General features: G+C 39.5%; 11 protein-coding genes. 9 read left to right on the top strand and 2 right to left on the bottom strand.

The annotated features are described in order from the left end of the window. The first annotated feature begins 143 nt into the window (after window positions 1-143). From RB214_RS06500 to RB214_RS06540, 9 genes are all read left to right on the top strand, one after another. The gene (locus tag RB214_RS06500) at window positions 144-2,402 is read left to right on the top strand and encodes a polysaccharide lyase 6 family protein (RefSeq protein ID WP_309168623.1); all 2,259 of its coding nucleotides are present in this window, start codon (window positions 144-146) and stop codon (window positions 2,400-2,402) included. Window positions 2,403-2,407: 5 nt separating this feature from the next. Further along, window positions 2,408-4,624, top strand: coding sequence for a heparinase II/III family protein (locus tag RB214_RS06505; protein WP_309168624.1), 2,217 nt, complete (start codon window positions 2,408-2,410; stop codon window positions 4,622-4,624). 5 nt (window positions 4,625-4,629) lie between these two features. After that, window positions 4,630-4,974, top strand: a complete 345-nt coding sequence (locus RB214_RS06510) for a cupin domain-containing protein (RefSeq protein ID WP_002962963.1) — start codon at window positions 4,630-4,632, stop codon at window positions 4,972-4,974. A 2-nt stretch (window positions 4,975-4,976) separates the two neighbouring features. Continuing rightward, complete coding sequence (locus RB214_RS06515; RefSeq protein ID WP_002962964.1) at window positions 4,977-6,284, top strand: MFS transporter; 1,308 nt, start codon at window positions 4,977-4,979, stop codon at window positions 6,282-6,284. A 74-nt stretch (window positions 6,285-6,358) separates the two neighbouring features. Next, on the top strand, window positions 6,359-7,291 hold the full coding sequence (locus tag RB214_RS06520; RefSeq protein WP_309168625.1) for a sugar kinase: 933 nt from the start codon (window positions 6,359-6,361) through the stop codon (window positions 7,289-7,291). Window positions 7,292-7,520: 229 nt separating this feature from the next. Then, complete coding sequence (eda, locus tag RB214_RS06525; RefSeq protein WP_058154918.1) at window positions 7,521-8,138, top strand: bifunctional 4-hydroxy-2-oxoglutarate aldolase/2-dehydro-3-deoxy-phosphogluconate aldolase; 618 nt, start codon at window positions 7,521-7,523, stop codon at window positions 8,136-8,138. A 14-nt stretch (window positions 8,139-8,152) separates the two neighbouring features. Next, entirely contained in the window at window positions 8,153-9,235 is a 1,083-nt protein-coding gene (gene fbaA, locus RB214_RS06530; protein ID WP_309168626.1) for a class II fructose-bisphosphate aldolase, read from the top strand. Beyond that, a complete protein-coding gene (locus RB214_RS06535) occupies window positions 9,232-10,194 on the top strand; it encodes a class 1 fructose-bisphosphatase (protein ID WP_309168627.1) in 963 nt (320 codons plus the stop codon). Before fbaA ends, RB214_RS06535 begins: the two co-directional genes overlap by 4 nt. 441 nt (window positions 10,195-10,635) lie before the next feature. Beyond that, window positions 10,636-13,674, top strand: coding sequence for a TonB-dependent receptor (locus RB214_RS06540; protein WP_309168628.1), 3,039 nt, complete (start codon window positions 10,636-10,638; stop codon window positions 13,672-13,674). A gap of 52 nt (window positions 13,675-13,726) precedes the next feature. Here RB214_RS06540 and RB214_RS06545 read toward each other — a convergent pair whose 3' ends face one another. Beyond that, entirely contained in the window at window positions 13,727-15,055 is a 1,329-nt protein-coding gene (locus RB214_RS06545) for an IS4 family transposase (RefSeq protein ID WP_375144338.1), read from the bottom strand. 129 nt (window positions 15,056-15,184) lie between these two features. Continuing rightward, complete coding sequence (locus RB214_RS06550) at window positions 15,185-16,765, bottom strand: LysM peptidoglycan-binding domain-containing protein (RefSeq protein ID WP_309168629.1); 1,581 nt, start codon at window positions 16,763-16,765, stop codon at window positions 15,185-15,187. Window positions 16,766-16,821: the final 56 nt, after the last annotated feature.

Raw genomic sequence — 16,821 nt, forward strand, 5'->3', positions numbered from 1 at the left:
CTCGACCTTATTGAGCGCTTTAAGCTTTTGGCTTAAGGCGCTTTAACACACATGACACCAATTGACTAAAGTCTTTGTGCAATGTCAGCTTTTTTAAATTCTGATGAAGCACTACTTTCAGTCACAACGAAAAAGAGTTAACTATGCGTTTGATTAACACAATAAAGCTTAGTCTAGTTCTCATCGGTTGCATATCCACACAAATATCGGCCAAAGATTATTTTGTAGAAAATAAACAAGCTTTTAATGATATCGCAGCTAATCTAGTTGCTGGCGACAAAGTAGTACTTAAAAATGGTACTTGGTCCGACTTCGAAATTTTACTTGAAGGCCAAGGTACAAAAAACTCTCCTATTATATTAACCGCTGAAACTAACGGAAAAGTAATTCTATCAGGTCAATCTAATCTAAGACTTGCAGGTAAATACCTTGAAGCTTCTGGTTTAGTATTTAAAGACGGCTACACACCGAGCTCAGCTGTAATAGAATTTCGTAAAAATAAAAATGAATTAGCCTACAATTCACGAGTTACTCAAACAGTAATCGATAATTACAGTAATCCAGACAAGCGAGAGTCTGATTATTGGGTTGCCTTATATGGACAACATAACCGCTTTGATCATAGTCATTTAGTTGGCAAACGAAATAAAGGTGTGACAGTTGCTGTTCGTTTAAACACTAAAGCAAGCCAGGAAAACTATCATCGTATAGATAACAACTATTTTGGCTACCGTCCAACTTTTGGTTCTAACGGTGGTGAAACCCTGCGTATTGGCACAAGCCATTACTCACTAACTGATTCGCATACATTGGTTGAAAATAATTACTTTGAACGTACCAATGGTGAAGTAGAAATTGTTTCGGTTAAGTCAGGTAAAAACATCCTTCGTAATAACGTATTTTATGAAGCGCGCGGTACATTAACGCTGCGCCATGGTAACGGGAATCTTATAGAAGAAAATATCTTCATTGGTAATGGTGTTGATCACACAGGTGGTATCCGCGTTATCAATAAAGATCAAATTGTAAGAAATAACTACCTACAAGGCCTAACAGGCTATCGTTTTGGCAGTGGTTTTACTGTAATGAACGGCGTACCAAATTCATCTATTAATCGTTATCACCAAGTAGAAAATGCGACGATTGAAAACAACACATTTATAAATGTGCGTCATATTCAACTTGCTGCAGGTAGCGATGCTGAGCGTAGCGCAGCCCCAAAAAATAGCGTAATGAAAAACAACTTAATCATAAACCAAGATGGTGAACAGCCATTTACAACATTCGACGATGTAAGTGGGGTAGTATTAAGTAACAACATTGCAGATACAAAAGTGCTTTCTGAGCTAACGTACGGTGTAAAAAAAGAAAAAATCACGCTTGAAAAAGCAAGTAATGGTCTACTTTACCCAACCTCTAAAAGTTTAAATGTAGGTGCAAAGCGCGATTTAAAAGTACTTAAAAAAGAAGATACCGGTGTTAGTTGGTATGCAAAAGTACCTGCTTTAGTTGATTTTGATTCTGGTAAGACACATTCTGTTAAAGCTGATGTAAGTGCATTACTAGATGCTATTGATAATGCAGAGTCGGGCGATGTTCTAGAACTAGCGCCTGGCCAGTATGATGTGTCTAAACTGGTTAAAATTGATAAAACGTTGACAATTAAAGCAAAGCAGAACACAAAGTCTAAACTTACTTTTCAACGCTCTACCTTGTTTGAAATACATGATGGCGGCAGCTTAAAACTAGATGGTTTATCAATTTCAGGTGAAAACGCGCCAGATGCAATAGGTAACAGCATTGTTCGTACGCAAAAATGGGGTATGGTTGATAATTACCGCTTTGTAATGACCAACTCAGAGTTAAATGCTTTAGATATTAATCATTCATTCCATTTCTTTATCACTGGTAAAGGTGCAATGGCTGACGAAATTATTGTTACAGGTAATACCTTTAATACAGTAACAGGTGACATTTTACGTCTAAATACTGAAATTGAAGACTTAGGTGTTTATAACGCGGAATACGTCATTGTAAATAATAATACATTTAATAATGTAGAAGGCGGTGTACTTAAGCTTTACCGTGGTGGTACTGATGAAAGTACATTTGGTCCTCATTTTGAAATGACAAATAACACGCTTAATAACGTTGGCCTTGGTAAGCGTAACAAAGAGCAAGCGAGCATTTATGTTCACGGTGTTCAGGTTACTAATATTAAAGATAATAAATTTGTTAAATCTGCTCCTATTGTTGTAGAGCACACAGTAGGCGAGCCTAAAACTGAAATCTCAGACAATACATTTGATGCAACTAAAACACCAAGTGTTAAAGAACTAAGAGTTAAAGGCCCACATACAGCAGTATTAAAAAATAACAACATTTTAAATAAGGCAGGGTAAATACTATGTACTTATTAAAATGCCAAACACGTTTTAAAATAGCTGCTGTAGCTGCAATTACATTACTTACATCACTGGGGGCGCATGCAGCGCACCCAAACTTAGTGATTACTACTGATGATGTTAAGCAAATGCGCCAAGCAATTAGTAGCAACGGTAGCACAAAGTTTGCTACTGCGTTTGAATCGCTAAAAGCACAAGTTGATGAGCAAATTGCACAGCCTATAACTGTACCCGTTCCAAAAGACGGTGGTGGTGGTTATACACATGAACGCCACAAGAAAAATTACCAACTTATGTACAACGCGGGCATTATTTATCAATTAAGCCAAGATGATAAATACGCAAACTATGTACGTGATATGTTGCTTGAGTATGCAAAATTATATCCAACACTTGGTCTGCATCCAAAACGTAAAATGGACTCGCAAAATCCAGGTAAGTTTTTTTGGCAAAGCCTAAATGAAGCAATGTGGCTTGTGTACACAATACAAGCTTATGATCTAATTCATGACTCGTTAAATGCCGATAACATTAAAACAATCGAGGATGACTTACTACGTCCTGTTTCGTTGTTCACATCAGTAGGCCAACCCTCTACATTTAATAAAGTACACAACCATGGAACATGGGCAACAGCGGGTGTTGGCATGGCCGGGTATGTATTAGGCGAATCTGAGTGGGTAGAAAAATCATTATACGATTTAGAAAAGTCGGGTAAAGGAGGCTTTATTAAGCAGCTAGAGATGCTGTTTTCACCACAAGGTTACTATAACGAAGGTCCTTACTATCAACGCTTTGCACTATTACCCTTTGTAACGTTTGCTAAAGCGATTGAAAACAACGAACCACAACGAAAAATCTTTGAATATCGCGATGGCATATTATTAAAAGCGATTGATACGACGATTCAGCTTAGCTACAACGGTTTGTTTTTCCCAATTAACGATGCAATAAAAAGTAAAGGTATCGATACTATTGAGTTAGTTAATGGTGTAACGGCAGCATATGGCTTAACCAACGATGCGGGTTATTTAGATATTGCTAAGCAACAAGACCAAATAATTCTCTCTGGTGATGGACTAAAAGTAGCTCAAGCACTAGATAACAACATGGCAAAACCTTATTCGTTTAAATCTGTTGCCTTCGGCGATGGTAATGACGGTAAACAAGGTGCTCTAGTTGTAATGAGAACGCAGGTAGGTGGCGATCAAGCTCTACTATTTAAACCTGCTGCACAAGGCTTAGGCCACGGTCATTTTGATAAACTAACATGGCAATTTTACGACCACGGTAATGAAATTGTATCTGATTATGGCGCAGCACGTTTTTTAAATGTAGAAGCTAAATACGGCGGTCGTTATTTACTTGAAAACGAAACTTACGCTAAACACACTGTTGCGCACAATACGGTAGTGGTTGACGAAACAACGCATTTTAATGCAAATGTTGAAGTAGGAAATAGTAATTACCCTACGCTTAACTTTTTCGAAACGAATGAATACGGCACGGTTTCAAGCGGCGAAATAAGCACAGCTTATAAAGGCGTTGATCTTGAACGTACGCTTGCACTTATTAACTTACCTGAACTACAAAGCACAGTTGCACTTGATATATTTGATGTTGCAGCAAATAAAGCGCATCAGCTTGATTTGCCTTTGCATTATAAAGGTCAGCTTATAGACACTAGCTTTGAGCTAAAAGCGAATGCAACACAACTCGCTGCATTAGGTACTAAAAATGGCTACCAGCATCTATGGCTTAAAGCTCAAGCGCAACCTCAAAGTGGTTTAGCTAAAGTAACGTGGTTAAACGAAAATGGTCGCTTTTATACGCAAACGAGTTTGGTTAAAGGTGATGAGTCTTTCTTGTTTACTCAAATAGGCGCAAACGACCCTGATTTTAACTTACGCAACGAAAACGGTTTTATTCGTCGTGTTGAGAGTCAAAAGCATCATAAATTTATATCTGTATTAGAGCCACACGGTGAATACAATCCAAGTAAAGAATATACGTTAGAAGCAGTTAGTCGAGTTACAAAGCTTGAATATAGTCAGCAGGGCGATTTAACACTTGTTGAACTTGATATTAAAGGCAAGTCATATTTAGTGGCTATTAATAAAGCACCAATCTCAGCTAAAAACACATTCAATTATCAAAATAAAGAGTTCACTTTAAATGGCCGATTAGGCGTTTATATGATGAACAATAATCAGGAGTAAATAGGATGCAAAAGCAAAGCGCAAACTTTTCATTTGGTAACGAGACCGAAATAGAAGACTTAGGAAATGGTCTAAAACGTCAAATGCTAGGTTATAACGAAGAGCTAATGGCTGTTAAAATTTGGTTTGAGAAAGGGGCTATTGGTTATAACCATGCTCACAGACATTCTCAAGTAACGTATGTTGTTGAAGGTGAGTTTCACTTTAACATTGATGGCGTAACTAAAATCTTAAAACCGGGTGATAGCTGCTTAATCCCACCATTTGCTGATCATGGAGCTACCTGCCCAACAGGCGGAATCCTGATTGATACTTTTAGCCCAGCGCGTGAAGACTTTCTTGAGGATTAATTATGCAACTTAAAGGCTTACGTTGGTGGGTTATAGCGCTAATAGCGCTAGCTACCATTATTAACTATATCGACCGCCAAGCACTTAGTGTGCTTTGGCCGGACATTGTTGAAGATTTATTTCCTGATGAATCAGCGCTAGAACGCAAACAAATATACGCTAATATTTCTATTGTGTTTGTATTTGCTTATGCATTTGGTCAGGCAATCTTTGGTAAAATATTTGACTGGGTGGGCACACGCTTCGGTTTTGTACTATCAATAGGTGTTTGGTCTATTGCAACCGTTGCGCATGCATTTGCACAAGGTGTACTCAGTCTTAGTATTTTTCGCGCAATCTTAGGTGTAGCAGAAGCCGGTAACTGGCCTGGTGCAGCTAAAGGTAACGCAGAATGGTTCCCTACTAAAGAACGTGCTTTAGCACAGGGTATTTTTAACTCTGGCGCCGCAATTGGTGGCATTATTGCTATTCCTTTAATTGCTTATTTAACTATCTACTTTAGCTGGCAAATGGTGTTTGTTTTTGTTGGTGCATTAGGTTTCCTTTGGTTAGTTCCATGGTTAATTTTAGTTAAAGCACCGCCTAGCTCACATCCTTGGCTGACTGCCGAAGAACGTGAATATATCTTAACGGGTCAAAGACGTGTTGATGACAACGGTGATGTAACTGGTGAAGACGAAGAGGAATATAACCCTACAACTGCTGAGTTACTTTCTCGTAAGCAAAGCTGGGGTGTAATCATTGCCTCTGCCGCAATTGACCCAATTTGGTGGTTATTTGTTTTTTGGATCCCTATTTACCTAAACGAAGTATACGGTATGGATGTTAAATCTATTGGTATATACGGTTGGGTACCTTATGTTGGCGCTATGTTTGGTGCTTGGTTTGGTGGCTTATTGGCTCAAAACCGACTCAAAGCAGGTTGGAATACAGATAAAACACGTAAGCTTACTATTACGCTGGGTTGTTTAATTATGTTACCAGCGCTACTTGCAATGGCAAACCCAGGCGGACCAACAACAGCGGTACTAATTATGGCTGTTATCTTATTTGGTTTTCAAACTGCAATTGGTAACGTGCAAACACTACCAAGTGATTTGTTAGGTAAAAAAGCAGTGGGTACATTATCAGGTTTTTCTGGTATGGCGGCAAAGCTTGGTGCTGTAGGTCTTACATCGCTAGTACCTTTTCTTACCGCTGATGGTAACTACACACCAGCATTTGTAATTGGTGCTTCTTTAGCCATCATTGCAATGGCAGCTGTTTGGATTTTAATTCCAAAAATAGAACCTCTTAAAAAGCCTCAATAATCTAGATAATAACTGCTATGCCAACATATTTTGTATATGTGCATAGCAGTTAACTACATAGGGTAACTTCCAAGATGAAAAATATTTACTTTATCGGTGAATGCATGGTCGAGCTTAGAGCTATGAGCGCGGCAACACTGCACCAATCATTTGCAGGCGATGTTTATAATTCTGCAGTGTATTTAAAACGTTGCTTCCCGCAGGTTACTACTTCGGTTGTTACGGCTTTAGGTCAAGATAATTTAAGTAAAAAAATGCTAGAACGCTTTGAGAGTGAACAAATAAATACGCAACTTGTATTTGCTCACGACACCAAAGTACCTGGTATGTACTACATAGAAACTGATGAGCATGGTGAGCGTAGCTTTATTTATTGGCGCAATGATTCTGCAGCTAAAAAGGTTGTTGATTTTTTAGATGCTGATGCACTCGAGCAGCTTAGCCAAGGTGATATGTTTTTCTTTTCAGGAATTTCATTAGCAATAATTGAAGAAAGTGCACGTGAAGACTTTTGGAAAGTTGTAAAGCAGCTTAAAGATGCTGGGGTTAAAATCGTTTTTGATCCTAATTACAGAGCACGTTTGTGGAATAGTGTAGAGGAAACAAAAGAGCAGTATCATTTAGCCTTTACGTTTGCAGATATTACCCTACCAGGCGTTGAAGATTTAACAACACTTTATGACGTTCATAGCGTAGAAGCAGTTGTTGAATATTTAAAGCCTTACCAAATTGAAGAAATTGTTGTTAAAAATGGCCCTGAATCGGTAGTGACAAAAGAGGGCGATACGCTTCAAAGCCACACCATAATACCGGTAACAAATGTTGTAGATACGACATCCGCAGGCGATGCCTTTAACGGTGTTTACTTAGGTGCACGTTTATCTGATAAATCAATTTCAAGTGCTGTACAACTTGCTGCAAAAGCGGCAGGGACTGTTATACAGCAACCAGGTGCTATTGCTCCAAAAGATATATTTCAGCTAGCAATGGCTGAAGCTGGCATGTGATACCAATTTTATTAAAAACATGATCACCTTAGCGTATTAAATAACTCACTAACTACGTTAAAAATTATTTATATAGAGCAACTATGTATCATAATTTTTGCCTTGTTATTGAGCTATTTTCTTGTCGCTATAATAGCTCATTAATTTAATGCAATTGGTATAACAAAATAATTAAACATTAAAGGCCGCCATACCTCGGCCGCATTACTTTTTATAAAGGAACAACGTTATGACTCGCTTTTCTGAACTTATGGCAGGACAAACACTGCTACCTATAATTCAAGCAGATACTCCAGAGCAAGGTGTTCAAATAGCGAAAGCTATGGCCAATGCTGGGCTTACTTTAGTTGAAGTAGTGCTAAGAACAGAGGCATCAATAGAGGCATTAAAAGCTATTAAAGCACAGGTGCCTGAGCTAAAAGTAGGTGCGGGAACAGTCATCAATACTGATATTTTGGAGCAAGCACTTGAAGCGGGTTCTGACTTTATTGTAACGCCAGCAGTTTCTCCTACGTTACTTGAAGCACTTGCTAAATGTAATGTGCCGGTACTTCCTGGTGTATCAAACACCGGTGATATTTTAATGGCGCTTGAGTATGGCTTTGAAGAGCAAAAATTATTCCCAGCATCGCTTGCCGGTGGCGCTCCTTTTGTGTCAGCTGTGTCGTCAGTATTTAGAGCAGTCAGCTTTTGTCCTACAGGTGGCGTTAGCGAAAGTAACAAAATGGACTATCTTTCTTTAAATAATGTATTCGCCGTTGGCGGTACTTGGATAGCGAAAAAAGAGTGGGTTGAACAAGAAAATTGGCAAGCAATTACCGATTCTTGTATCCAAGCTTTAAAGTAAAAAGGATCTTATAAATGAATTATTTAGCCCCAACAATACTGCCAGGCGTAATCGTTGGCGATGAAGTAAGTGCTGTATATGAACACGCGCGTACTAATCAATATGCGTTGCCAGCGGTAAATGTTGTTAGTACAACATCTATAAATGCGACGCTAGAAGCTGCTAAAAAGAAAAACTCGCCCGTTATTATTCAGCTTTCTAATGGTGGAGCACAATTTTTTTGTGGTAAAAGCTTATCTTTACCAGAGCAACAATCAGCTGTGCTTGGGGCGGTAAGTGCTGCAAGATATGTACATTCAGTTGCGGCGCATTATGAAATCCCCGTAATGCTACATACAGATCATGCTGCTAAAAAGTTACTACCTTGGATAGATGGTTTGCTCGATGCAGGTGAACAGCACTTTGAGTTAACGGGCAAACCACTTTTTAGTTCGCATATGATAGATTTATCTGAAGAACCTTTAGAAGAAAATATCGAGATATGTGCGCGTTATTTAGCGCGCATGAGCAAAATAGGGATGACGCTTGAAATTGAACTTGGTTGTACCGGTGGCGAAGAAGATGGTGTTGATAACTCTCACCTAGACAGTTCTGCACTGTATACGCAACCTGAAGATGTTGCTTACGCGTATGAGCGATTAAGCAAAATAAGCCCTAACTTTATTATTGCGGCGTCTTTTGGCAACGTTCATGGTGTTTATAAGCCGGGTAACGTGGTACTTACACCAACCATTTTAAAAGACTCACAAGCTTACGTATCAAATAAATTTAATTTACCCCCTAACTCAATTAACTTTGTATTTCATGGTGGTAGTGGCTCAGAGTACGACAAAATTGTTGAATCTTTAACCTATGGCGTAGTGAAAATGAATATTGATACCGACACCCAATGGGCGTGTTGGACCGGTATTTTAGATTATTACACTAGCAAGCAAGCGTACTTACAAGCCCAAATTGGTAACCCAGATGGGGACGATAAACCCAATAAAAAATACTATGATCCACGCGTATGGCTTCGCCATTCAGAGCAAAGTATGGTTGCAAGGCTTGTTCAGTGTTTTAACGATCTAAATTGTGTAAATAGGTATAGCGCATGAAAAGACTAAATACAGTATTAAAAGAAGATGGCGTACAAACCGACCTTATTTTACTTATTCGCACAATTTTAGCGACCAGCAAAGAAATTGCTTTTAGAGTAAGCCAAGGTGAATTGGCCGGTGTTTTGGGTTCAACCTTAAATGAAAACATTCAAGGTGAAGTGCAAAAAAAGCTTGATGTAATAGCCAATCAACTACTTAAAGATATTTTGCTAGAGGACAGCTCAGTGAGAACTGTAGCGTCAGAAGAAGAAGACCACGCAGTAGGAGCCAACCCAGAGGGAAAGTTTATAGTGGCATTTGACCCACTTGACGGCTCTTCTAACATAGATGTAAATGGCCAAATAGGCACTATTTTTACTATTTATTTAGCCCGAGGTGATGTGCCCTATGATAGCGATGAGCAATTTAACCAATTAGGTGCAAACCAAGTTTGCGCGGGCTATGTGCTTTACGGCCCCTCGTCATTACTTGTAATGAGTACTGGCGGCCCAACGCGTTGTTATACATTAGACTCAACACATGGCGGTTACTTACTAACAAACAAGCAGTTAAGTGTGCCAGAACAAAGTCGTGAATTTGCCGTTAATATGGCTAACTACCGTTATTGGGACGAACCGACACAAGTGTATTTTGATAAGTTGCTTTACACCTGTGAAAGCTTTGAAAAAAGCTCTATGCGCTGGAATGCTGCGATGGTAGGCGACGTTCATCGTATATTATGCAGAGGCGGGTTATTTTTGTATCCACAAGATAAACGCAGTGGTAACGATAACGGAAAAATAAGACTGCTTTATGAAGCAAACCCGTTAGCACTTTTAGTTGAAAACGCGGGTGGTAAAGCAACCTCTAGAGGAACGCGAATTTTAGATATTGCGCCAACTAGCTTGCACCAGCGTGTGCCTGTTGCTTTGGGTTCAAATGAGCCTGTAGAGTTTTATAATAACGCTATTTTATAAAGCATCACTTAGTATATAAATAAAGTAGGGGCAAGATAATAACCCCTACTTTTTAACAATTTATCTAACGCATTCCTAATATCCACTTCTCTTACTCAATAGGTATCAGAATCTAATTTCTTAAATACCTACTAAGTAACAGCATTAATTAATCCTTCAAACTTGGGTGTTATTAGCTCCGAGTACCTAGTTTTATTTGATTGAATTTTACTAATCATTCCTTGTTCTCAATTATTCGTATTCTTCGCTTTAAACCTATCTGACATTGTGGTAATGGTAATAAATGGTAATTGGTATACTTATTGGTAATATTTAAATCTAAAATTGGTTGAACATCGTGCTTCGTTTAAGTATATTAATGTTAAAGGTTACATAAAATATACATCAACATAACAAGCTAACACACTAAAATCACACAACAACAACCAGCGGAGAATTAAAATGTCGTTGAAGTCACGAGATAACAATAATTCTACAACAGGGCAGTTTGCAATGCGCCCAGTTGCAAAATGGGTAAGAACAGCGGTCATCGCAGGTATGGCAAGTTCTTGCGTATTTACAGCAAGCGCACAGGAAGATCAGGGAAAAGCGACAGAAGTTGAAGAAGACGTTGAAATAATTAGTGTTACAGGTACGCGTAGAACGATACAAGATCAAATAGCGATCAAGCGCGAGTCAACAACCGTTGTTGATGGCTTATCATCAGAAGACATTGGTGATTTACCAGCACTTTCTATCGGCGAAGCACTTGAATCAATTACAGGTGCTGCATCTCACCGTGAAAACGGTGGTGCTACAGAAATCACTATCCGTGGTCTTGGTCCATTTTTAAGTGCAACACACATTAATGGTCGTGAAGCGACTAATGGTAGTGGTGACCGCTCAGTTAACTTTTCGCAGTTTCCGTCTGAACTTGTAAAAAAAGTAGCAATTTATAAAACGCAAGATGCGTCAATGATTGAAGGCGGTGTTGCAGGTGTTATTGCACTTGAAACTATAACTCCACTTGATTTTGGCAAGCAACGTGTATCAGCTGAAGTTAAACTAAATTACAACCCAGATGAAGGTAATGTAGATAACTCACTTCAAAGTGACGCGGGTTACCGTGGCACGTTTAGTTATGTTGACCAGTTTGAATTTGATAATGGCCAAGCCATAGGTGTGTCTTTTGGTGTACAGCGCCAAGATATTAGTCAACCAGAAGCTGAATACAGAAGCTCTAGCCCATCAGGCTCTTCATTATGGGCGTGTATAAACGATCCAAATAATACCAATGAAGGTTTTTATCGTAGTAAAGCAGGCGACTGTGAAGATCAAGTAAGTGGCGAAAAATTAAAAAACCAAGGCTACCAAACCAAAATTGATCCTGAAACGGGTAAAGCCGAAAGTGATGGTACTCCGTATGCTTGGGCTGGTAGTAGCCGTAGTTACCGCCAAAACGAAACATCAGATGAGCGTGATGCAATGTTTTTTGCACTGCAGTACCAGCCGTCAGCTGATTGGGATGTTAACTTTGATGCACAAATATCAGATAGAACACAAAAAGAAGCACGCCACGATTTAATCTTTTTACAAAAACGAGCAACACCTGGTGTAACCGGTCCAACACTTGTAACTAACGATGTAGGCGGTATTTTACATTGGGAAGGTGAAGAGCGCATTGAATCAGCGGGTGAGCAATTTTCTCGTGAAGAAAACTACCAAGGTTATGGCATAAATATAGAACATACAGTTACAGATAGATTAACTGTTGATTTAGATTTAGCGTACTCAAAAACAGAACGCGAAGAACTTCAAATATCTAACCGTGGTAGAACCTCAAGCCAAACTTTCTTTTCTTGGGATATGGGCGATGAAATCCCTCATTTCACATTAACAGACTTTGACGTAACAGATATTTCAAACTTTACAGATAGCCTAAGAACACGACTTGATCGTGAAAATGTTCGTGAAAACGAAGTTATTTCAGCGCGACTAGATTTTGACTATGCGCTAGATGGCAATGTTTTTACCAGTGTCCAAGGTGGTATAAGAACATCTGAAATGACCTTCCTACAGTATGGTGGTGGCCAAGGTAACGGTTCAAGAAACGAATTTACACTAGACTCTGGTACTGAAGCGCTTGACGTATTACAAGGTTGTCAAATCGATTTCCCTGAATCAGGCTTTTTATCGAGTGTATCTGATGGCGATATCGTAACAAATGTTGATAGCGACGGTAACGTTGTAGCTAGCGGTACAGGTTCATCATGGGCTACATACGACAACGTATGTTTCTCACAAGCTGTAGCTGGTTCTAACGTTGATGGTGTGTTTGCTTACCCAGAAGTTGAATATGAAAATACGGGTACAATTGATGTAACAGAAAAAACAACATCAGTGTACTTAATGGCGAATTACGATACTGAAATGTTTGGCAAATTCATTCGCGGTAACTTTGGTCTTCGTATTGTAGACACAGAAGTAACTTCGATTGGTTTTAGAAATAGCTTTGACGTAGTAACAAGCGACACAGGTGTACTTTCTCTGCGTGAGTCTGATAACGGTTCACTGGATAAAATAAAAAGCGGTGGTGACTACACTAAGTATTTACCAAGTTTTAATCTAGTTATTGATTACAGCGAAGATATTTTATTCCGTGCAGGTATATATCGTGGTATGTCGCGTGCAGATCCATCTGATTTAGGATACAGCCGTACGTTCGAAGAAGATAAAGATGGTACAGCAACTTCAATCAGCGATTTATTAGTCGGTGTAAATGGTTCTGGTAACCCAGACACTCAACCGCTTATGTCGTGGAACTATGATGCTGCGTTTGAATGGTACCCTAACGAAGATTCAATCTTAGCGTTAAGCTTATACTACAAACAGTTCAACGGCGGCTTTCAACAGCAAACAGTAATTGAAGATTTTACTGTTGGTGGTGAAACAGTTTCGTTACCAATTACTAACTCTGTTACGTCAGATGATGACAGTGAAATATTAGGTCTTGAAGCTTCATTTTCTTATCGCTGGGATAACGGCATCGGTATGAAGTTTGGTTACAACTATGCAGACACTGATTTTGAGTTCCAAGATAGCTTATACGGCGATACGTTTGAGACTGACGTAGATGGTAATACAACGCAATTAAAAGATGGTATTATTGAGTCGGCTTCAGTACCTGGTTTCTCTAAGCACGTGTTTAGCAGCCAGCTCTACTACCAAATTGGTGGATTTGATACTGCCGTCATTTACAAATATCGTAGTGAGTATTTTCAACCATATACTACAAATGGTACTCGACTTCGTTATGTTGATGGTGTAGGTGTGTGGGAAATGCGCGCATCATACAAAATCGATGAGCACTTCAGAGTTAAAGCAGAAGCAATTAATTTGTTCAGCGCACTTAAATCACAAGATTTCTTTGTTGAAGGTAACCTTGGTGAGGTGAATGACTACGGCCCACGCTTATTCTTAGGTTTAAGCTACAAGCTGTGACTGTTGTTTTAGCTTAATACCCACTAAAAAGGAGCGCATGCGCTAATGCCAGTCAGTTAAGCTGACTGGCATTTTTCTTTTTATGGGGATACTTAGATGGTTTTGGCTTAACCCATCGGGGATATCTTCTATCCTCTCGTCTAGCTGGAAGCTTAAATAAGACCAGTGTATCGAGTAAGTGCTGCCAGTGTATTGGAATGTTCCCTGGGCTCATTATAGATACTGACGAGAAATACTGAATGACAGCCATCGAACTGCTAGAGAAACTAAGCTGGTTAGGCCATATCCCTGTGACTGTCGCCGCCATCGTCATTATTCTTCGTATTAAATTATAGGCGAGTAACACGGCCCATAGCTCCTGACGCACCATGTCTGGACGCTTACTTCTTAAATGGTATGCGCTATCAAGCATGGTTTGTTTGATTTCTCTAAACCCAAGTTCTATCTCCCAACGATGACAATATAATTCAACAATTTCATTACCTGGATAACGCAATCTATCCGTCATCGAGGTTAATATACGGTAGCTTTTGCCCTTTATTGTTTTACTGATTAATCTCGCTTTAATCGTTTCAGGAACATCGGGAAAGTTTTTTTGTGCATGCTTTGTGGTTTTCAATTCAATGATATGGTCATTTTTACCCGCGCTGGAGATGATTTCATACTGTAAGTCGGGCCTTGCTGGTATCAGCCAGTGCCTCATCTCCCCAGTTTGATGCCAACGGTTTAACAGGCCTAAAGAATAATATCCTTTATCAAACATAGTCAGTGAATTATCTGGTGTACGTTCAATTAAACGCTCAGCTAATTTCATCTCGTTGGTTTTATAGTTATCAAACTCGCTACTGAGAAGTTGATGGCTGGTCAATTCCATATGACAGACCATGCGTATTTGAGGAAAGGCTGTATCACCGTATTGGTTGCTACCTGAAGAGAAGGCTTTACGATTATCAGGCGTGTCGGCTGTTCGCCACACAACACCGTCAACAGCTAATAGGTTCAAACCATTCCATGTTTCGAATGACTGTTGCTTATACATTGATTGAGCAGATTTATTGAAAACGTGTTTAACGGAATCATCACCTAACCTTTGTCTCGCCTGTACCATCGCACTTGGAGCAACGAGTGGGTTCTTGCCAGGTAACATGATATCTAGCTTATTAGCGATATTCCAAACCGATTCTTTTCGAAACAATGCCATGCCAATAACTGACCACAAAACGGCCTCAAGCGGTAACCTTCGCTTACGAACGGTTGCAATCCCTGCTTGTTGAAAGCCTTGTTCAATGATTTCAGGGTCAAGAATTTCTGATAATTTTTCAAAGGTATGGTATCGGCTGCTTTCTTCAAGTGTTGCTTGCAGTGCTTGTTCTATATTCACAAAAAAATCCGTAGTTAGTTTCCTAACTACGGATTTTGCATGATCGTTTGGATCGGTCAACCGGTCATTTTCTTAACTGATCGGCATTAGCGCATGCGCTCCTTTTTACTTTTAATATAGTTTTATAAATTAACTACTTCTGACATCTACTTTAAGTTTTAGCTTTTGGCCAGGTTGTAAGTATTTTTGACCAGCTAAGTTATTCCACTTAATAATTTCGTTAACGCTTAGATTAAACTTAGACGCAATACGTGCAAGTGAGTCACCACGGCGTACTTTGTATGTAATAGTACGGTTGGTACTTGCCGTTGCTTGTGGTTTATTAGCTGACTTATACACAGTAAGTTTTTGATTTAGGCGCAGTACAGAGTTTTTCTTTAGCTTATTCCATTTAGCCAACTCATCCATAGTTACGTCATATTCGCGGCTAATGTCCCATAAAGTGTCGCCACTTTTAACTGTGTGCGAAAGCTTTGTGCGTGTTGCTTTATTAGCAGCTAAACGCATCTGCTTTGGTAAATGTTCGCTATTTATAGCGCCATCAGTAAGCGGGACTAGTAACTCTTGGCCTACTTTAATCGTATTTGATTTGAGTTTATTAAGCGATCGGATTGCGCTTGAGCTTGTTGTAAACTTTTTGGCAATTACTGATAAGCTGTCGCCTCGAGCCACAATATAACGTTGCCAGCGTAATCTGTTTTTAACATCAGTGTTTGCTAGTTTTTGGCTAAATTGCTCTGCTTTATCTACTGGCAGTAATAAAGAATGCGGGCCATTAGGATCAGTTGCCCAGCGATTAAAACCGGGGTTTAATCTGTATAGCTCAGTAAGCGTCATATCGGCCATATCAGCAGCAAGTGCTAAATCTATTTGCGAGCCAACATCAACCACTTCAACCACTTGTGCATTAATTACTGGTTGCCATGTAACGTTAAAATCATCTGAGCGTTTTAATAAGTCGGCAAGTGCTAATAACTTTGGTACGTAGGCTGTTGTTTCGCTTGGTAAATCAAGAGACCAAAAATCGGTAGGTAAATGCTTTTTACGATTCTTTTTAATAGCGCGCATCAAGCGCCCTTCACCCGAGTTGTAAGCAGCAATCGCATTTAGCCAATCACCTTCAAGTGTTTTATGTAAATACGATAAGTAGTCAAGTGCTGCGCGAGTCGACTGCACTATGTCGCGACGACCGTCGTACCACCAGTTTTGTTTTAAATCGAATCGCTCACCGGTTGCAGGCATAAACTGCCAAATGCCCGATGCACTGCGATTAGAATAACCAAATGGGTCAAATGCGCTTTCTACAATAGGCAGTAGTGCAATTTCGATTGGCATTTCGCGCTTTTCTACTTCTTCAACAATAAAGTGTAAGTAAGGTTCTGCACGTTTAGAAATACGATCTAAATAGGCTTGGTGGCGAGCGTAATAATTACGTTCAGTAACAACAGGGCGGTTTTGCGGTATTTCGATAGAAAGTTGGTAGCGAATTCGCTCCCACACATCATCAAACACGGGAGCTTCTTGCTCATCAGAGTCAACTTGCTGATATTGTGCGTTTACCATCAATGCATTGTTAATGTCGTTAGGACTTGCGCCTTCGAGTTGTCGGGTTGCTTGCGTGGCAACTTTAGAGTCTGACTCTAATGTTGTCAGTGTTTGACAACCACTTAGCGCTAACGCCAAGGCTACTAATAGGGGAGATTTATTCATAAATACCAATACATCGGGTAAAAAACTCGGCGAATACTACCTGTTATGAGTTAACA

The sequence above is a fragment of the Pseudoalteromonas sp. HL-AS1 genome (genome assembly GCF_031198785.1).
Classification (GTDB): domain Bacteria; phylum Pseudomonadota; class Gammaproteobacteria; order Enterobacterales; family Alteromonadaceae; genus Pseudoalteromonas; species Pseudoalteromonas distincta.